This window comes from Desulfosarcina variabilis str. Montpellier (genome assembly GCF_048565275.1).
In the GTDB taxonomy this organism is placed as follows: domain Bacteria; phylum Desulfobacterota; class Desulfobacteria; order Desulfobacterales; family Desulfosarcinaceae; genus Desulfosarcina; species Desulfosarcina variabilis.
In genome coordinates this window covers 1,333,063-1,353,303 of record NZ_CP159846.1, presented here as the reverse complement: position 1 = coordinate 1,353,303, position 20,241 = coordinate 1,333,063, and the positions used below count along the sequence as shown (strand labels likewise).

The 20,241-nt window shown below is 56.1% G+C and carries 14 protein-coding genes; 8 read left to right on the top strand and 6 right to left on the bottom strand.

Going from position 1 to position 20,241, the window contains the following annotated elements:
- The first annotated feature begins 62 nt into the window (after positions 1-62).
- The 6 genes from Dvar_RS05955 (at position 63) to Dvar_RS05930 (ending at position 9,518) form a co-directional block, all read left to right on the top strand.
- Positions 63-608, top strand: coding sequence for a hypothetical protein (locus Dvar_RS05955; protein WP_419660787.1), 546 nt, complete (start codon positions 63-65; stop codon positions 606-608).
- A gap of 18 nt (positions 609-626) precedes the next feature.
- The gene (locus tag Dvar_RS05950) at positions 627-3,617 is read left to right on the top strand and encodes a choice-of-anchor I family protein (protein ID WP_419660786.1); all 2,991 of its coding nucleotides are present in this window, start codon (positions 627-629) and stop codon (positions 3,615-3,617) included.
- Positions 3,618-3,702: 85 nt separating this feature from the next.
- Positions 3,703-7,257, top strand: coding sequence for a DNRLRE domain-containing protein (locus Dvar_RS05945; RefSeq protein ID WP_419660785.1), 3,555 nt, complete (start codon positions 3,703-3,705; stop codon positions 7,255-7,257).
- Between the two features lie 113 nt (positions 7,258-7,370).
- Positions 7,371-7,583, top strand: coding sequence for a hypothetical protein (locus Dvar_RS05940; protein WP_419660784.1), 213 nt, complete (start codon positions 7,371-7,373; stop codon positions 7,581-7,583).
- Positions 7,584-7,586: 3 nt separating this feature from the next.
- Positions 7,587-8,894 carry a tetratricopeptide repeat protein gene (locus tag Dvar_RS05935; protein ID WP_419660783.1) on the top strand — a complete coding sequence of 436 codons (1,308 nt, stop codon included), beginning with the start codon at positions 7,587-7,589 and terminating at the stop codon, positions 8,892-8,894.
- Between the two features lie 3 nt (positions 8,895-8,897).
- Positions 8,898-9,518 carry a hypothetical protein gene (locus Dvar_RS05930; RefSeq protein ID WP_419660782.1) on the top strand — a complete coding sequence of 207 codons (621 nt, stop codon included), beginning with the start codon at positions 8,898-8,900 and terminating at the stop codon, positions 9,516-9,518.
- A 13-nt stretch (positions 9,519-9,531) separates the two neighbouring features.
- Here the strand turns inward: Dvar_RS05930 and Dvar_RS05925 are convergent, their stop codons facing one another.
- The 6 genes from Dvar_RS05925 to Dvar_RS05900 all read right to left on the bottom strand — a co-directional run bounded on the left by Dvar_RS05925 (position 9,532) and on the right by Dvar_RS05900 (position 18,105).
- Complete coding sequence (locus tag Dvar_RS05925) at positions 9,532-11,841, bottom strand: cytochrome c biogenesis protein CcdA (protein ID WP_419660781.1); 2,310 nt, start codon at positions 11,839-11,841, stop codon at positions 9,532-9,534.
- A gap of 17 nt (positions 11,842-11,858) precedes the next feature.
- Positions 11,859-12,398 carry a peroxiredoxin family protein gene (locus Dvar_RS05920; RefSeq protein ID WP_419660780.1) on the bottom strand — a complete coding sequence of 180 codons (540 nt, stop codon included), beginning with the start codon at positions 12,396-12,398 and terminating at the stop codon, positions 11,859-11,861.
- Positions 12,399-12,623, bottom strand: coding sequence for a hypothetical protein (locus Dvar_RS05915; protein WP_419660779.1), 225 nt, complete (start codon positions 12,621-12,623; stop codon positions 12,399-12,401). It lies immediately after the preceding gene.
- 16 nt (positions 12,624-12,639) lie between these two features.
- Complete coding sequence (locus Dvar_RS05910; RefSeq protein ID WP_419660778.1) at positions 12,640-14,796, bottom strand: tetratricopeptide repeat protein; 2,157 nt, start codon at positions 14,794-14,796, stop codon at positions 12,640-12,642.
- Between the two features lie 2 nt (positions 14,797-14,798).
- Positions 14,799-15,896 (bottom strand): ABC transporter substrate-binding protein, encoded by a 1,098-nt coding sequence (locus Dvar_RS05905; RefSeq protein WP_419660777.1) that lies wholly within the window; start codon positions 15,894-15,896, stop codon positions 14,799-14,801.
- A 157-nt stretch (positions 15,897-16,053) separates the two neighbouring features.
- A complete protein-coding gene (locus Dvar_RS05900; RefSeq protein ID WP_419660776.1) occupies positions 16,054-18,105 on the bottom strand; it encodes a TonB-dependent receptor domain-containing protein in 2,052 nt (683 codons plus the stop codon).
- A 331-nt stretch (positions 18,106-18,436) separates the two neighbouring features.
- On the opposite strand from Dvar_RS05900, the gene Dvar_RS05895 reads away from it, so the two are divergent.
- Together Dvar_RS05895 and Dvar_RS05890 are read left to right on the top strand one after the other, a co-directional pair.
- The gene (locus tag Dvar_RS05895) at positions 18,437-19,138 is read left to right on the top strand and encodes an ABC transporter ATP-binding protein (RefSeq protein WP_419660775.1); all 702 of its coding nucleotides are present in this window, start codon (positions 18,437-18,439) and stop codon (positions 19,136-19,138) included.
- Positions 19,131-19,946 (top strand): ABC transporter permease, encoded by an 816-nt coding sequence (locus Dvar_RS05890; RefSeq protein WP_419660774.1) that lies wholly within the window; start codon positions 19,131-19,133, stop codon positions 19,944-19,946. Before Dvar_RS05895 ends, Dvar_RS05890 begins: the two co-directional genes overlap by 8 nt.
- Positions 19,947-20,241: the final 295 nt, after the last annotated feature.

The window sequence follows — 20,241 nt, the reverse complement described above, 5'->3', positions numbered from 1 at the left end:
TGTCCGGCCGCCGGGCAACCTACAATAATCCGTTGGTTATTTTAGAAGAAAGGAATGGTAGCATGTTTTCAGTTAAAAAAGCGGTAATGGCCACTCTTTTGATCGTTAGCGCGGTTTTCACCACCGCACCTGCAATGGCGGATAGTTATTCAGTCGATATCACCATATCCAATTTAGGCGACTTTAATTTAGCGAGCTTTGATCTGGACGTCACGTATGATTCCAGCCTGCTGACCTTTTCAGACTATACATTGACCGAGGAACTGGGCAGTTTTACAGGACCGGATCCAATTTCTCCGGATGCCGAAGATTGGAGTTGGGGTGACTATGCGCTGGGTACCGTCAACCTGGCGGTGGTTTCTTACCTTGATGATTTGAGCAGCCAACCGGATACCTTCACCCTGGCAACCTTGAGTTTTTCCGGTGACGAATCCGCCCTGGATGCCATCAGCATCTCCTATCTTGATCTCTCCGATGATTTCGGTGATCCGATCCCCGTTTCCGTGAACGGCACCCACATCAACGTCGTCCCCATTCCCGGCGCGATCTGGATGGCGCTTCCCGGTCTTCTGGGAATCATCGGTGTCCGCCGGCGCACTAACCAATAAATGGAGGAATATAAAACCATGTGCAGGATCAGATTATCCGTACTGCTGACGGCGATTTTCCTGATCGCCGTCTCAGCCGCTGGATCGGCGGCCGCTCAGACGGCCAGAATCGCCGTTATCGCCGATCCGCATTTTTACGATACCGATCTGGGGACCCAAGGCGCGGCCTTTGAGGCGTACCTTGCCCAGGACCGCAAGATGCTGGTGCAAAGCGAGGCCATTTTAGCATCGGCCGTTCACATGATCAAAGCCAAACAACCCGACATCGTACTGGTCCCCGGGGACTTGACCAAAGACGGTGAACGTTCCAGCCATGAGAAGTTCGCCGCCTACCTGGCCGATCTGGAAGCCAGCGACATCCAGGTACTGGTCTGCCCGGGTAACCACGATATCAATAACCCCCACGCCGTATCATTTAACGGTGACACTACTGCATCGGTGCCCACGGTCACACCAATCGAGTTTGCCGACATTTACAATGAATACGGTTATGGTGAAGCCATCGAGCGTGATCCGGCCTCGCTCAGCTACCTGGCCGAACCGGTTCCAGGACTGTGGGTGCTGGCCCTGGATGTGGCCATCTATGAAGACAATCTTAGCAACGGCACCCCGGAAACCGGGGGGGCCTTCCGCCCGGAAACCCTGACCTGGGCACTGGAGAAACTGGCAGAAGCCAGAACCATGGGCAAACAGGTGATTGCCATCGAGCACCACGGCATCACCGAGCACTACACCGGCCAGAGCACCGCTTTTGCCGACTACGTCATCGACGACTGGCAGACGGTTTCAGCCACCCTGGCCAATGCCGGTCTGCAAATGGTTTTCACCGGCCACTACCACGCCAACGACATCACCGAGACCACAACGGATGACGGCCTGCCCACGCTCTTTGATATCGAGACCGGGTCGCTGGTCACCTACCCCTGCCCGGTTCGCTTTGTCTCCGTGACACAAACCGGTGCCGCCATCCACACCGAATACATCAGTAAAATCGACTACGACACCGGCGATGTTTCCTTCCCGGAATACGCCGAGAATTTTCTCTACGAGGGTCTTTTGGGCATCGCCCAGTATACGCTAACGAACCAGTACGGTCTGCCCGAAGCCCAGACCACCGCTCTGGCGCCTTACGTAGCCGATGCCTTTGCCGCCCATTATATTGGTGACGAAACTCCCGATGCGGCAACCCTGGCATTCATCCAGGGGTTGCTGTCCGATTCAGATGCAACCGTTCAATTTCTGGGGCAATCCCTGTATAGCCTGTGGACCGACCTACCGCCGGCGGATGCCAACACGTTCCTTGATCTCGGCTGGCCGATCCACCTGAACGTGGCCGGTACCTACGCGACCGGTGCATTTGACGAAGGCGCCGCCGAGATCGTGGATTACGATCCGGCCACCCAGCGTCTTTTCGTAGTCAACGGCGATGCCAACGCCATCGATGTGCTGGATGCCGCCGATCCTGAAAATCCAGTCAAGCTCTTCGACATTTCCCTGGACACTTATGGTGACGGTGTCAACAGCGTGGCCGTGAAAGACGGCATCGTGGCCGCTGCCGTACAGGCCGATCCCAAGCAGGATCCGGGCAAGGTGGTCTTTTTCGATACTGACGGTGGCTTTCTCAACCAGGTGACCGTGGGCGCCCTGCCCGACATGCTGATTTTCACCCCCGACGGCAGCAACGTGCTCGTGGCCAATGAAGGTGAGCCCAATGATGAATACGACAACGATCCGGAAGGATCGGTGAGCGTTATTGATGTCAGCAACGGCGTTGGTTCGGCAGCGGTGGCCACAGCTGATTTTTCTGAATTCAATGACGATGAAACAATTTTGAAAGATGCCGGCGTGCGTATTTTCGGGCCCGGGGCCACGGTGGCCCAGGATCTGGAGCCTGAGTACATTGCCGTATCCGGCGATAACACCACGGCCTGGATCACCTGCCAGGAGAACAATGCCGTTGCTGTTTTGGATATCGCCAGCGCAACGATCACCGGTATCTATCCCCTGGGCTTCAAGGACCACAGCCTGGACGAAAATGCCCTGGACGTGTCGGATCGTGACGATATGATCAAAATCACGCCCTATGCCAATCTTTTCGGCATGTATCAGCCCGACGCCATCAAGGCCTTTGAAATCGACGGTGCAAATTATCTGATCACGGCCAACGAAGGCGATGCCAGGGACTACGATGAGTATTCCGAAGAAGAACGGGTCAAGGACCTGACCCTGGATGACGCGGCCTTTCCCGATGCCGCCACGCTGCAGGCGGACGAGGTGCTGGGCCGGTTGACCGTGACCACCACCATGGGTGATACGGGTGCAACCGGATTCGAGGCGCTGTATGCCTTTGGCACGCGCTCCTTTTCCATCCTGACGCCTTCGGTTGACGGGCTGGACATGATTTTCGACAGCGGCAGTCAGATCGAACGGCTCACCGCAGTCATGCTGCCCAACGATTTCAACGCTGCCAACGACGAAAACGACTCCTTCGACAGCCGCAGCGATGCCAAGGGGCCTGAACCGGAAGCGGTCACCGTGGGCGTCATCGACGGCAGCACCTATGCCTTTATAGGCCTGGAACGGGTCGGCGGCATCATGGTTTACGATGTCAGCGATCCAGGGGCGCCACTGTTCGTCCAATACATCAACAACCGCAATTTCACAGGCGATGCCGAGGCCGGTACGGCCGGCGACCTCGGACCGGAGGGACTGCACTTCATTTCTGCTGACGACAGCCCCACCGGCCAGAACCTGCTGGCCGCAGCCAATGAAATCAGCGGGACCACAACGCTCTACACCATCGACGCGGCCGCAACGCCGCCCGCAGGTGATCTGGATGCAAGCGGGACAATCGACCGCGACGACATCGCCCTGATCAACTTTCACCGCAACCAGCCAGCCGAAGTGTTCCCGGCGGCCGACATTGACGGCGACGGCACAATCACGGTACGCGATGCCCGCAAGATCGTATGCCTTTGTTCCTGCCCGCGGTGTGTCTGCCCGCAATAGCCCATCCGGATGCCCTCCCCTGACCGGGAGGGCATCCATCGTAACGCATCAACAATACTGATCTGAAACGATAGAGGAGGATCGTATGAAAATGATACGACTATGTTTGGTGTTCCTGTGCCTGGCGACCCTGTTGGCGGTGCCGGCATGGTCGGCCACCTACGAATTTCCATCCATGCAGGTTCTCGACAATATCGAAGAATATGCAACGGACGGCACCTGGGATGCCGGCAGCAGCGATCTGGAAATCGGCTACGAAAAACCGGATGAAGAAGATCAGAAACAACAGATCATCGGGGTGCGTTTTCCAGGCGTGACCATTCCGGAAGACGAGACGATCGTCAAGGCCTACATCCAGTTCACCCAGGACGAGGATAAGAACCTCGATCCTTTCAGTGCCACCATCTGGGGCGAGGACACAGCCAACGCCGAGCTGTTTGCAGAAGTGACGAATGCTGTGTCCAGCCGCACCAGGACCAGTGCGTCGGTCACCTGGGCGGCAATTCCCCAATGGACCACCGAACACGAACAGGGAAATGGCCAGCAGACGCCCGACCTGATGACCCTTATTGATGAAATCACGGCCAATGACGGCTGGGTCAACGGCAACGCCATGGCCTTTATCATCGAGGCCACCGGTACACGGACGGCCGAGTCCTACGACGGCGGCGGCGAGGCGTACGCACCCAGACTGGTCGTCGTGACACCCAGTCAGGCCGCTTATCAACCCCAAAGCAGTGATGACGACGCCGAGGAAGGCGATGACGGCCCCGGTGTACTGGACATCGACAGCTCGGATCTGGAGATTGTCCAGGACCACGAAGACGATCCTTCACGGAACCAGACCGTGGGCATCCGTTTTCGCAATGTCTCCATCCCCCAGGGCGCACAGATGCTCAGCGCGTATGTTCAGTTCTGCGTGGACGAAACCGACAATACCGATGCCTTCAGCGTAACCATCACCGGCGAGGCCAACGCCTACCCCGATGCCTTTAATGCGACCACCTACAACATTTCCTCCCGGACGCGCACCACGGCGGCGGTCAGTTGGACGGATGCCCCACAGTGGACCACCGAGCAGGAAGCCGGTGAAGCCCAGCAAACCCCGGACCTGACCGCCATCGTCCAGGAAATCGTGGATCGTGCCGACTGGTACGGCGGTAACAACCTGGCCCTTATCTTCGACGGTGAGGGAAAGCGGGTTGCCGAGTCCTTTGACGGCGCCGGCGAGAGCACCGACCAGCGTCCCACACTGGTGGTGACCTTCGTCGGCGACGAGGAGTCTCCCAGCGTCGGCAAGGTGCGTGCCTCTTGGAACGACGATCCGGCCACGACCATGGTCATCGGCTGGGATCAGCTGGATGGCACCGACCCGGTCGTCAAATGGGATACCACCGACCATGGCCGCAACGCATCGGCCTACCCCAATACCCTGGCACCGTATCGATCCAATACCGTGCTGGACATGCATACCCATTTTGCCAGGTTCACCGGCCTTACCCCCGACACCATGCATTACTTCGTCATCGAGGACAGTCAGGGAGTCAGCAAACGGTTCAGTTTTCTCACCGCCCCGGATACCCCCCAGCCGTTTGCCTACATTGCCGGCGGCGACACCAAGAGCAGCGGTGATCCTTACGCGGCCGGACAGTATTCCAATAAAATGGTGGCCAAACTGCGCCCCTTGTTCGTGTTGTTCAGCGGCGACTACAACAGCGGTGACGGCACGGATGCCGATGCATGGAAAAACTGGCTGAGCAATTGGTCGGCCCAGACCACCACCGCCGACGGCCGGCTGATTCCCCACATCGCCGTGCATGGCAATCATGAAAATGGTGACTACGAAGTGCTGCACCATCTCTTCGACACACCGGCCACCAATGGAGACCCATACAATTACTATGCGCTGACCTTTGGTGGCAATCTGCTCAAGGTCTTTGCCCTCAACTCCGAGCTGCAAAACACAGACACCTGGGCGGCGGCATTCGAGCGTCAGAACCTGTGGCTGGCCGAAGAACTGGCAAACAGCCAGGACATCGACTTTCTCACCGCGGGTTATCACAAGCCCCTGCGGCCGCACACGGCCGGCAAGGCCGAGAACCTGGGACTGATCGAATCCTGGGCCGATCTGTTTTACAATTACGGCCTGGATGTCTCCTGCGATGCGGATTCACACATGCACAAATACACCTTTCCACTGGCCCCGTGTGACGACAATGAGGCCGACTGTTTCCAGAATTTCAGAGTCGACGAGCAGTTCGGCACCTTCTTCCTCGGAGAAGGCAGCTGGGGCGCCTCCCCGCGCCGTCATGACGACGACAAACCCTGGACCCTTCACAGTGACTCCTTCAACCAGTTCAAATGGATCCACGTCCACCCGGTCACCGATACCAGTGATGCCTATCTTGACATTCGCACGGTGATCACCGGCAAGCGCAACTGCTACTACGACGATTGTCCGGACGGTGTCGAGATGGGGGATACCGAGTCTCAGGTGGAGGATGTCGAAGCGCTCACCGAAGAGAATAAATACACGGCGGTTCCGGAAAATATTCTGCTGTCCGATACGCCTTACTTCGGCAATGTGATCAAGATTCCCTTCACCCTCAACGAATATACGGGTGCCGTTCCCAGCGCCCCGGCAGACCTGGCGGGCGAAGCAATATCCTACACCGAGATTGTATTGACTTGGGAGAACACCGCCACGCAGCCGGTCCAGAAGATCGAACTGGAACGTAAAATCGGCGACGGCGACTGGGAAATCCTCAGTTCCCAGATCCAGCCGGCACTCACCCGCTACACCCTGACCGCCCTGCAGGATGGGGTTGCGTATTCTTTCCGGATGCGCGCGCGCAACATCTTCGGTTATTCGGAATATACCGACGTGCTGACGGTTGCAACGCCGGCAGACCCCCGCTTGAAGGTGGTGTTCCAACAGGACCTGGATGGCTATGACGGCACGATCGACCTGGAGATCCGGGATGCATCGCCGGATACCGTTTTCGACGGCACCGCAAGCATGTCCGTGGACATGAGCGACGGCGGCGTGGTGCAGGGTATGATGCGTTTCAGGGATATCATTGATGCCATCCCGGCGGATGCCGAAATTGTCGGTGCCGAACTACAGGTGCTCACGTCCAGCAGCTCGGACGGCACCCAGTCCTTTTACCGGATGTTAACCGACTGGCCGGACGCCTGCACATGGAACGATCTGTCCGGTAATGGGATAACGCCGGATGATGTGGAAGCCACCGCCAATGCGGAGGCCACCGTCAGCAGCCCGGTTTCCGGTGAATTCACCTACATCGACGTGACCGAATCCATTGCTGCATGGGTGGCCGGCGCCCCCAATTACGGGTGGGGAATCATCAACTCCTCCACCGATGGCTGGGATTTTAACACCGCCGAGAATGACGTGCTCGAAGAGCGGCCCAAGCTGACCGTCTACTATACCATCGCCGGCGATTTGAACCAGGATGGCATGGTCGACCGGGAAGACGTCAGCATCATTCAATCGCACCTTCGGGAACCGGCCTCTGAATGCCCGCAATGCGACATCGACGATGACGGCTCCATCACGGTAATGGATGCGCGCAAGCTCATGCAATTGTGTACCTGCAGCCGGTGCGTCTGCCCATAAAAAGTCAATATGACTTTTTATTTTACATAAATAGGGGGTGGCCCGATGGGGGTCACCCCTTACATCCCGCTCCCACGCGCCTGCGTGTAAGCAACGACATAAACGAGAACCACATGAACGGTAAAATTCTCAGAGTCAAACAGGGGTTCAACCCCAATTCATCTTCCATGGGCTCGATCATCTTTGCCCTGCCCGTATCCCTGATTGCGGTCTCTTTCACACTGGCGGCGGTATCCGGTGTGATTCTGCCCTATTTCATCAAGGACGACCACTCCACTCAGAAATCCGACGAATCTAAAAAGGATTCCAAGCAGAAAGAAAGTTGATCCGTGAGACGTCCACTCTTTTGTCTCATCTGCGCTCTTTCCTTCTGGCCAATGGCCGCAACTGCAGCCAACGTGAATGCCTCAGACACGGCACAGGAGCAGTTCGCCAAAGGCGAATATCAGGAAGGGGTCCGCATCCTCAAACAGGCTGCCGGTGACCGCACCCTGACCACCGGTGATCGGCTGACGGCCATGGTGTCGCTGGCCCGTTTCTATGCCAGCCAGGTGGGGGACGTGGCAAGGGCCATGGCCAGCTACCGCCGCGCCCTGAAAATACTTGACGGTAAATCGGACGCCCGACGGATCGCCCCAGCCAGCGCTCAAGCCTGGACCGAACTGGACCATCTGATCCGCCTGGAAAAAACCCACCGGTCGCTGAATACCCGGATCCGCCGCATGAAAGCGGATTCGTTCAAACGCATTGAGCTGGGCGACACCGAAGCCCTCGAAACCCTTCACCAGAATGTCTACTGGTTGCAGGCAATCATTGCTGACCACCCCCGGTATTACCGCATCCACGATGTGTATTACACGCTCGGGTTGACCCATCTGGCCCTGCAGCACCCTTACCGGGCATATCGGGCATTCGGCCGCGCCCTGGACGCCAAGCCGGCCATGTCCCTGGCGCAACCCGTCTCCCGGTTGTCGGTTAAAAGCCGGGCCCAATGGATCCGCCGGCTGAGCCGGCAGATCGCCTGGACGACGCTGGGCCTGCTGCTTGCGGCTGTCGGCATCGGCGGGATATGCGCCAGGCCCTGGCAGTGGCTGCGTCTCGGCCACCTGATCACGGGACTGGTCGTGATCGCTTTCTGGTGCGGGCTGTTTTACCTTACCCACCGCGGCCTTGCCGATACCGACGCCGCCAGTGTTCTGATCAACAGCGACAATGTCTATCCCACGCCGGTCTTCGTCCACATGGCATTGGGCAGCCCCGGATCGGAGGTGGCGGCATATCTTTTCGGCTACGGGCTGGCCGCCGTGACCGGGATTTTCCTTTTTTCAGTCGCCCTCGGCAGGATCCGCCGCAGGATGCTGGCAACGGTGCTGGGCGCAGTGTTCGCGATCCTTGTTTCCAGCACCCTGGCCACGATCTACACCCTCGATCACTGCGATACCGATGCAAGGCGTTACCCCAGGGCAACAGCATCGACGGCGGTCCCATCGGGTTATCTGGCCTATCCGATTAATGATCCGGAACCCTACCTGTTGACCAACCCGCACTACTACCAGGGGCTCGACCTGTCATCCATCGACGACCCGGTATTGATCGACTGGCTCCGATCCTATGCGATTGCCAGTGGGGAGCACTGAGCCATGCCATCTGCCAAACGCCATATGGGACGCATCACCCCATCTGGTATTGTCTTCACTACTTTGCTGGTTGCCTTTGTTTTGTTGGCCGCAACATGGTGGTGGGCAAAGCGGCCAGGTGACCATACACCGTCACTGGCCAGGCTGTGTCAAAACGAGATGCGGGCATTTGATCATCTTGAGCGGATCGTCGACGCCCAACGCGTCTATTTCGACAAGAGCCAATCGCTTTTCGGAGAACACCGCTACGCGGCATTCATCACCCACCTGTGGACGGCCGTGGACCCGGCCGGAAAACCGGTCAGAATAGACCTGATTCCAGAACACCTGGCCGTTGCCATCGGCACGACCAAAGCCACCAGCGGGTACTATTTTGTCGATGTGCGCGAGCGGGTGGAACTGCCCCGGCGGGATTTTCAACCCATCGATTATCAACGCCAGTGGACCGTGGCCGCCATCCCCCAGCAGACCGGCCGCACCGGCAGCCTGGTCTTCATGGTCGACCAGACCGCTGCGATCTTCGCCAGACCGGTAAGCACCTTCTCCTCGCTCTATCCGATGGACCCGGCGGCCGACGGATGGGTGGAACTGCCAGGCCGCGAGGCGTTGTCACGCCTGCAGTAATAGTTGTCATCACTCACAATCCATTTGCCGACATGATCACAATCATCGCCGCGAAAAAAACTACATACCCCAGCTTGATGTAGACCCGGTATGATTTTGTCCGGTTCCATCTGGCCGAGACCTTGCCGAAAAAGGCGAGGATGAATACCGTGACCAGCGGCGCGATGAAGGCGATGTTGTACAGAATAAGGTAGGAAAAGGCCGTGATGCGATATTGCGGCTGTGCCAGCATGGCAATGATGGGGATGTAGACCTGGCCGGTGCAGGACAGTTCCATGCCGGAAATGACGACGCCCAGGACAATGGTCGACAGGGTCAAGGCCGTCTGGTTATCAGCGAAAATCCGGATTCTATTCTCGATAGATTGCCGCAGGCTGTGGGGAAGGCGGAGAACAGACCGGTCCGGTTTTCCCGACAGGGCGTTCAGCAGGTCCATCAGGGAGAAGACGGCCAACCCGATGACAATCAGAAGCAGAATCAGATGAACGCCTCGGGCGATGCCCTCGTGATTGACCATCCAGGCGATGGATTGGTGGAAAAAAAGTCCGATCAGAAGATAGGTGACGAATACCGAAAGACTGAAGAGACCGCCGGTGTAGACGATTTTTCGTTCCGACGCGCCCAGAAGGGTCAGGTAGGAGATAAGGAAAATGATGGTGGTAAAGGCGCAGGGATTCAAACCGTCCAGAAGTCCGGCGCCAAGGATCAGTCCAACGGTCAGCGCATTGAATGTATTTTCGCTCAAGCGCTTTGTATCGAGGGTCTGCTGAAACGGAACGATGGCTCGGCTTTGGTATTGGGCGGGGTTTCGCAGAAATTCTCGGATTTCAGTCGGCAGCTTGCCGGTGATTTCCGATTTCCCGCCAAGAACGCTGTCACCGATAAAAATGGCGGGGAGATCCGCATCCTGGCGGCCGAATTCCGCACCGGCGTTTAAAAAGAGATCGTAGGAGGCTTCCAGAGCCAGATCGAAGTAATGCACCTTGAAAGCGACCTGATGGATTTCGGCGAGTTGGGGAAGCAATCGACGAAGGATGCGCCTGCAAAAATCGCAGTCCGTGGAAAAAAGCCACAGGGGTATCTGGGGCAGGTTTTCGCCAGGGCTGATGAGAATTTCTTTCTGCACTCTTTTGGCGGTCAGGGCGATATCATTGACATCGTTGACGCTTGTCCGGGATCGGTTCTGGGGCGTCAGCGTAATCGCGTCCAGAACGGTTCCGTCGATGGCGATGGCCTGGATGTCCATGGCTCCGGGGGAGACATCGACTTTGCAGAAATGATGGACATTCGCCTCGGCTTGCGACGGATAGGCGGGATCCGCATTGAGCCAGATGATTTCCGCACCGGCGCCGCCGCTGATGATGTAATTGACGCCCTGGTCATGGGACCGTTCGTAAAGGTGCCAGCTGGCGAAGGCAACGTCGATATGGTATTTTTCAAAGGCCGGCGCCCAGACCCCCTCAAGGACCTGAGAAGATCTGCCCCGTGAAATCTTGACCGGATCATGCATGAACACAATACGAAACGGCGCCTGCTTTGACTCCGGTTTTTCCAGCTCGCGAACGAACCAGCGATACTGCTCGCTGGTCTCATCAAACGCCCTTTTCTTCTGTCCGCCTCTGGCACCCCAGACGTTCAGGGCATAGAATTGAATCCCGCCCCATTCGAACCGGTAGCAGCCGTTTTTCAAACGAGGGAAATAGGCGCCGTAGACGCCTTTTCCCTCCGCGACGTCGTTGTCACCGACCACTGGAAATACGGCGGTGCGTTTCAAGAGATCCTTTTCGATATCGAAAAAATCGTGCCAAAGCATATGGCTGGCACCGTCGTCGACCATGTCGCCGAGGATGATGGCAAATTCCGGATCGACCATGCCGATGGCCTCTACAATGTCACGATGGTTTCGATTGGTACCGGAATCGCCGGGCCGGGGATCGCCGAACACCGCGAACGAGAATGATTTCCCCGGCAACGTGGCGGTCCGTATCGCCTGTCCATCATCGATAGCATCGTTTTTATCGCCAGGGGTGCCGAGGACGATTCGATACGGATAGACCCTGCCGGGCACAAGACCGTCGATGGGAACGAAATGATATTGCCCGGATGCGTCGGATTGAAAACAGGATGATTCGTTCTCCTTTTCGACAATGACTGCAGCGGATCCGGGTGCGGACAGTTTGAATGCAACCGTGGCGCTCTCGGTTGTGACGTCGAGAAGATAGGGCGGTATTAAAAAGGAGGACTTGCCTTGAGTCGATGCACCGGCAGTCGTTGCTGCAAAAAGCAGGGCCAAAAAGATAAAGATTCGAAACGGGCTTCGCATAACTTTTGGTTCTTCTTCTATGAATCGAAAGGGGTGCCGGTCAGCAGATTGCGCACGGCGTCCTCAATGTGTCCGGCGATCACGTCGCTATATCCGAATCGAACCAGGCGGGCGACGCCCTGGCCATCGATCACGATGGTCGTCGGCTTAAAGTGGAAGCCGTATTTGCGAAATACGCCCATGTTCTCATCCAGAAGGATGGGATACACAACCGAGCCGTTTTCCGCAAACTGCCTGATCTCGTCCACATCTTCCGGATTCACACAGGGCGCGGCCAGGACCACGCCGCTTTTTTTCCACTTTGTATTCCATGCATCGTTCAGATCCAGCATCTCTTTTTTACAGTGCTTGCAGTCGGTGGACCAGAACACAAGCACCACGATTTTGCCGCGCTGCGCGTTGAGGTAAAAACGGTCATGGGCCAGGGTCTCGAGCCTGAAATCGCCGAGGCGATCGCCTGCCTGGATCGATGCTGATTTTCCCCGGTCAAAGCAGCTTGCGGAAAAAACGCAAAGGACGACAAGGACGAAAACAACGAAAAACCGAACCGATCCCATTTATTTGTCGCTTTGTTCGCCATGCTGGTTGCGAAGATAGCGGTCGTAAACGTCTATCATTTGTAGAACCATGATCCCCAGCGCGCCCGATCCCAACGCCGCGAAAAAAAAGGCGGGGATATCGCTTCCCACGGAGCTGGAATTGGGGTTGAACCCCGATTTGATTTTCAGAATGCGCCCTTTGGGACGGGAGCCAGGACCGCGTTGCCGCGTTGCTGTGTTCATGATGGAAATTTCCTCGCTATAGCTTGAATATGATCAGGTAGTGAATGTATATGTGGTAAATGCTCAAATAGCATAACGCCGTGAAAAGGATCAGCGCGCCCATGGAGCCGGAGACGCGCGCGAGAACGATTCTCGACACACCGGGATTGGCTTGGGCTGGTGCGTCTTTTGGTATATCGTTCGGAGCGTCATTGGATGCGCCGCCTGCTGTCGTTTCGATCCGCCGCGAGAAGAGGGTTCCGGCCATAGCCGATATGGCCGCGCTGGCCGAGAAAAAGAGCGCAATCAGAATCATCTCCTGCATGGAATTGAATTGTTCCCGGATAAAATAGGCACCCAGAAAAAAGACAGCGGCCGTTAAGAAAAAGAGCGCAACGCCTTTGCGCATGCTTTTCCCGTCAACGACCCGGCGACAGAGGCCCAGCAGGGCCGCACCAAACAAAACAACGGTCAGACTGACCCATTGGAACACGACCCGCCGCTGGTTGCGCTGGCTGCGTTTTATTTTTGCATCGATGGTGTCCGTCAGCTCGGAAAGCTGCGCGCGGGCCTGGCGAAAAATTCGCGCGGCGGTTCGATAGTGTCCGGCGCGATAATAGGTGTTGCCGATTTCCAGCATCACTTCCCGGGCGTTGGGACTGTCCGGATAGGCCTTTTTCAAGTCATCGTAGGCGTCCACAGCCTTTTGCGTATCCACGGCGCGGTATTGATAGGCCAGCCAGTGCTGCATGTCGGGCGCCAGGGCCGAGTCCGGGTATCTGGCGACCAGCGCACGAACCTCTTCCAAAATTTTTGTCAAATGCGCGGGATCGTCTTTTTTTCTGGCGAATTCCACCTTTTTGATCTGTTCGAACTGTTTCAGGGGCTCGAACCCATAATCCCCATGAGCGACCAGATAGTCGGTGCGTTGCCTGGCGATGGCGGCCAGCGTGCTTTCGGGAAATTGGTCGATCAGCCGCTGATACCAATGCAAGGCCTTTTGAAAGGCAAACAGCTTTTCATCGTTGATTTTGGCGATGGCGAAGATGGCGTCTTCGATCTGGTAGTGGACCTTGTTGGCGGCGATGAAATCCTTGTACGCCTGAATACTCGCTTCATACGCTCCTTTGTCGGCCAGACGGCGGCATTCCTCACAGGTGATCTTCTTTTTATGCGGCGGCGATTTCAGTGCGATTTCACGGGACTGGTCGAGGAAAAAGGCGCGCACGGACTCCGGTTCCACGTCCACACGCATGGATTTTCCCCGGCTGGATGACGCCAGCGAAAAATAATGGATATCGTCCGTATCCAGCTCCAAAGACGTGTCGCTTTTGCCGTCGGCATCGATCAAAGCGACAAACGCGACCGGGTTTTGGGGCTGGTCGGCGTTATGGGCCGTAAGCCGTTTGTGCAGATCGGTCGCGGAAACCAAGGCGCCGCTCGGATCCGTCAGCGCGGCCATGTCCGGATGGTTTCCGCCCGCAAGGGATGTCGGCGTGAGGAAAATACCAATGGTGTGATGCGCATAGGAACCGATCCGGTCTTTCAGGCGAGGCAGGGCATCTTGATAGTCGTTGATGAACACACAACGCAGCCCGCCCCAATCCAAGGTCCAAAGCGGCTGTTTCCCGGGTATTTTTTCCACGGCCCGCAGAAAAGGAGAATCGGGCCCTTTCATATTGAAAACCGGCAAGGACGGCCTGATGGCGTCGATCCCGGACAGGGAAACCGCGGTGTTTTCCAGAACCAGGATAAAATCGGGCAGTTCGGCGGCGACACGCTTTTCGATTGCACCGGCGTCGGCGGCGTCCAATATCAGGAAGGAAAACGGGCTGCTGGTCAAGGGCTGGGTCTGGAACTGAAAACGGTCCGGCACCCCTTCGATGCTGTAGCTGTATCGCGTATTGGGTCTTAATCCCTTGAGCAGGACCCGATGATATGGCGAGCCAACAATCTCGTCCGAAGCGGTCATGGGCTTTTCATCCACGCCGGCGCGGCGGTAGGAGACCCGTCCCTTGCCCACGTCGGCGCTTTGCCAGGCAACGGTCGCATCGAATTTACCGACACTCGCCAGTTCCGGCGTGACGGATCGTTGGTTGGTGTTTTTGCCGAAGAAATAGTAGCCGCCGCCGATCAGCAGGAGAAATAAAATGATAAAAAAAAGGATCTTACGCTTTGTTCTGGATGAATGCATGCTCAACCTTTATCTTCGCCCTGGCCCTTCATCGACAACAGATCCGATACATCCTTATCGGTGATGGACAGATGGTAAAACACTTGGAAATAGTCCTGGATGGCTTCGGTCATATCCAGGTCGGCGAACATTTCCGGATAGACGGTCTTGGCCAGCCAGACGGTGCCTAAAATGCGGTTGCTTCCCGGCGGGCGGTCGAACCAGCTGTAAGGAAGCCATGGTATCTGATAGACGTGGTTGGTCTGCACGGCTTTTACCTGGCGCCACTGGCTGTTGTCGTGGATGGCGTTCCATGTCTGGCGCTTCTCGGCGCGCATGGTGGCGATCAGGATCACATCGGGGGTGAGTCGGATGATTTCGTCCAGCGTGGTTGTGTAGCTTTTGTTCTCGATTTTCAAAGATGTTGCCTTGGGAAAAATATTGACGGCGTGGATATAGGACAGGGGCTGCACGTGCTTGTTGCCCATCGGTTCGGTGTTCAAGGCCTCGGGGCCGTGGGCGTAGTAGATTTTCACCTGTTGCTCCGGTGACAAGGCGCTGGTTTTCTGATGCACCGGATACAGATATTTCATGAGATAGCCGATCATCCGGCCGGCCTGATTGTCGGCGTCCAGTACGTAGCCGAGAAGCGTGAACGCCTCTTCGTAGCGGTGCATGTCCTGATCCACGACGATGACGGGCGTGTGGGTTCTTTTTTGCACGGCGTCGGCGCATTGGGCGGATTTTTCCGTTCCCTCCATCAAGATCAGATCGGGCTTGACCCGCTCGGCATCCTCCTGGGGAATGCCTTTCTTACGCGGCAGATTCGGATTCCTGATTCGTTCGGGCGACGCCGATCCGACCCCCATCTTGTTCTGCCTGAACGATTTAGGTGTGAATCGCTGGAAATCTTCTCCCGTGCGGTTGACCACGGCCACCTTTTCCGGGGCGAGCGCCAGGGCGATGGGCATCGCGTGTCCGACCGGAAAGACACGGTGGATTTCATCCGGAACAGTCACGCTGCGTCCCGCCATGTCGGTAATCGTTTTTTCCGCCGCTGCAAAGCCGGAAAACAACAAAACCAGCATTGCAGCCAGAAACACCGGCCATTTTCTGTCCATCTTATCCTCTCTTCAGAGCCTGTTTGAGAAGTCTGAATCAGGCCTGATAACAAGGCGGAAAGTGGCTCGAAAGCGGAGCATATATGTAATATGTGAGCATTTTGAGCCACTTTCCAACGCCGTTAGCGGGCCTTAGACGGACTTATCAAACAGGCTCTTAGAATTCGGCCCGCAGACCCAACCAGTACCGCCTTCCCTCTTCCAGATAAGTATAGTCGGCATGCGCATCCCGCGTCTCGTCGCCGACATTGTAAACTTTGGCGTTTACTTTCAAAAATTCGGTCACCTGGCACGACACGCCCAAATCGACGGTGAGAAGTTCATCGTCCCATATTTTGTAATCGGACGCCTTGGAAATGGTCCGGGACCATTTCACATTGGATTCACCGTCCTGCCAGTTCAGCGCTGCATTGACCGAAAACCTGGGATGGAAGCGCCACTCTGTGTACAGGTAGATTTTATTTTCGGGCGTTCCCACCAATGGTTTGCCGTTGAGAAAGCGCCAATCGACGATCAGATCGCCGTTGTCTGCGTATACCACGGCATCGGAGGCGTCCATTTTCGAATCGAGGTACGTGTAGTTTCCCCGGATCGTGACCTCCGGAACCGGCAGATAGAAAAACGCGAATTCCAGACCCCGCACCGTTGCTTCGCCGATATTGAGATAAGTCCCCCAGATGTTGCCTTCGTCATCGGTGATCAGGTTTCCGTCGGCATCGTAAAACTCGGTGCGCCCGGTGTTGATGATTTTATTTTCGTACTCCGTGTCGAAAACCGTGGCATTGACGGAAAAATTTGACATGGGGGCATAGTACAGGGCAATTTCGTAGTTATCGGACTCCTCCGGCTCCAAGTCAGGATTTCCCCACGTGTAGGCAACCGGGTTCCGCCAGGACTGGGGGTTGCCGATATTCGGATCCGTTTCCCGCAAGGTGGGGTTCTTGTAGCCGCCGGCATACCCGCCCTTGATCGTCCAGGCGTCGTCGATGGCGTAAACGCCGTAAAGGCGCCCCGTCCAGTGGTCTGCGTAATACTCGTTATCCTGATAGCGCAGTCCCGCTGTCAGGGTGAACTTTTTTAGCATGGCCCATTCGTCTTCGACGAAAATCGCGTACTCCCACATTTCGGATTTGCGTCCATAGGTTCCATCCAGGGATTTATATCCGGCCGCGGTTTTGGTCTCATCCGCTTTCCATTGGCCACCCACCGTGGCGAGATGGTTTTTCAGCGGGGCCGATATCTTGGCGTCGGCCACCCGGTTCTCCGTTTCCGGATGCCAGGTCTCGTTGGTGCCGTCGCGCTCGGTCGCATGCCGATACAGGTTGATCTCCGATTTAAAAAGGTCGTAGGTTCCCTTGTGGCCGATGCATTGATCGCCGTAGTCGTAATCAACCGACTGGGACGTATCGGACGATTTGCCTGCCGTGCTGTCCATGTCCTGATCGATATGCTCCACATGCGCGTAGAATTCGTTCGCTTGATTTGGCGTGAAGGTCAGGGCCAGTGAAACATCCTGTCGGTCCGACTCGTAAAAACCGTCGATGAAATCATCTTCCTCGTGGTATTTTTTAAACCCCCAGATGCGCGCCGACAACTTATCTTGCCATAGGGGGCCGGAAAGATAGGCATCGGCTTGATAGGTGTTGCCGGAGTCGTCGTTTTCCATCACGGAGACGCCAACCCCCAGGGACCCCACCCACTGGGAAAGGTTCTTTTTGGTGATGATGTTGATGACGCCGCCAAGGGCGTCGGAGCCGTAGACGGCAGACATGGGGCCGCGAATGATTTCAATGCGCTCGATGGCCGACACGGGCGGGATATGGTTGACCTGGAGCCCTTCGCTCATTCCGTTGGCTTTGTCGGAAAATCCCGAGTTGAGCCGTCTGCCGTCAATCAGTATCAATGTGGCACCGGAATCCATTCCCCGAATCGAAATGCTACCGGATTTGCGGCCGCCGACGATGCTGACGCCCTCGACACCTTGCACCGCATCAGCCAGCGAAATGACATCCTTGGACTCCAGTTCCGCTCCCGTGATCACAGTCACGCTGCCGGGGGCGTACGGCGGTTTTTTCACGTTTCCCGAAGCGGCGGCGGAAGAAGTCACCAGCATGGGATCGAGAACATAAGCGTCACCCGCGAAGGCGGTCGAAACGACCCAAAAAACAGAAAGAAATAAAAATAGAGAAAAAGTGATTCGACTGGCCATGCGCTCCACGTCCGATTCCGCTACAGGTTGCTGTTCGTTCGCCGCAATAAGAATACAACACGATCATGCAAATCTTCGGATGGTTAACAGGATTGTGTTAGGGGTGTATTAAGCCTCAGGATTTGTTAGCGCCTGTTTGATAAATCCGTCTTCGGAAATGGATCGATCTCCCCCTCACCCTGTCCCTCTCCCCAATGGGGCGAGGGGACGTTTGGATGAGGGTACCGGCAAGAAACCGATACCCTGGCGTTGCCTGATGATGCCCAATATAGTAAACTTTAAATGTAGCCGATGAGATAAAACACGCCCCCATTTCCGAGGCAAAAATGACGTGACACACTTGCTCGATGTTAACGCGCTGTCGGTTGGCAACGCAGACGGGCCGCTGATCAGCGGATTCGACCTGACCTTGAATCCGGGTGATATCATAGGCGTTCTGGGACCATCCGGCTGCGGCAAGACCACCCTTCTGAAAACATTGGCCGGATTGATCGATGCCGTTGCCGGCCGGATCACGTTCCTGGGAAGAACGTTTCACCGTATCCCGATGCCCACCTATCGCCGCCTGGTGACTTATGTGGACCAGACTCCCATCATGCTCAACATGAGTGTGCGAGAGAACCTGGAACTACCGTTTACTTACGCCAGCGCAGACGCTGCCTATGACCCGGAAGCGGCGCTGAAATCCATGGATGCACTCAATCTGGATCACGGCCTGCTCGATCAACATGCCGGCAAGCTTTCCGGCGGTCAAATGCAGCGGATCAGCCTGTTGCGAGCCCTGTTGATCAAACCCGCCATCATGCTTCTGGATGAACCCACCAGCAATCTGGACGCGGATACCGTACAGGCCGCGGAAAGGATCATCATGCAGTATGCCAGACAAGACGGGGGAGCCTGTATGCTGGCAACCCACAATGCGGCCCAGGCCAATAGAATCTGCTCGTCCATTATCGATATCAGACCACTACTCACGGAAAAAGCGCGTCTGACATGCAGGTTAATTAACGCCAGCGGGTGTGAAAATGAGTGATCCATTGAGCAACCATGCCATCAATCTTGGTTTTTTCGATCTTTGCATCGCTTCGGCTCTGGTTCTGGTAGCCGCCCTGATCAGTTATAGAATGCGCCTTGGGCTGGAAAGACAACTGCGCATCGCCGCCTTGCGCACCGTCGTTCAGTTGCTGCTGATCGGATTTGTGCTCAAGAAGATATTCATGATGGAGAACATCTGGGCCATCCTGGTGCTCAGTGTGATCATGGTCGTCATGGCCGGCAGAGCTGCCGTGGCAAGACCCAAGCGAACCGTTGCCGGAATGAACTGGCTGGCCATGGGCGCTTTGAGCCTGGTGGGATTTGTCACCACATTCTCGGTCACCGCCATCATTATCGGCGTCGATCCCTGGTATAAGGCCCAATATGCCATTCCACTGCTGGGGATGATCCTGGGTAACAGCTTAAATGGACTCTCTTTGTGCATCGATTCCATGCTCGAGTCCCTGTCTGCGGGCTGGCGTGAGGTGGAGATGGAGCTGAGTCTGGGTGCCTCCAGGTGGGAAGCCGCCCAGCGGCCGTTGGCCGAGGCGGTGCGGCGGGGCATGATGCCGACGATCAACTCCATGATGGTGGTGGGAATTGTCTCGCTGCCCGGCATGATGACCGGCCAGATATTGGAGGGGGCCAATCCCGTCAGCGCCGTCAAGTATCAGATCGTGGTAATGTTCATGATCGCCGCGTCGACGGCCATGGGCAGCCTGTTGATTGCTTTTTTAATGTATAAGCGCCTGTTCAATGCCAGGCACCAACTCAACCACCAGCTAATTCATTCAACGAAAAGATAAATCCGGTTCTCCGTAAAGCTCCAGCTGACACCTGTTCCAGCAAAGTAGCATGAATTTAACTGATCCAGGGGCCAGTGTTAAGTGTTAAGTTTAAAGTGTTAAGGAAAGGCATCCTATCGATTCCTATATAAAATTAGATCCGATCCACCACTTAACACTTAACACTTGAAACTTAACACTTTTCCAAAACAACCTTGTCGGAGGCCTTTCGTCTCGAACTTGAGTTTTCTGGAGAACCGCGAAGATAAAAATGGTCCGGCTGATTTTTCGTCCTGCATAGAAATGAAAAAAGGGG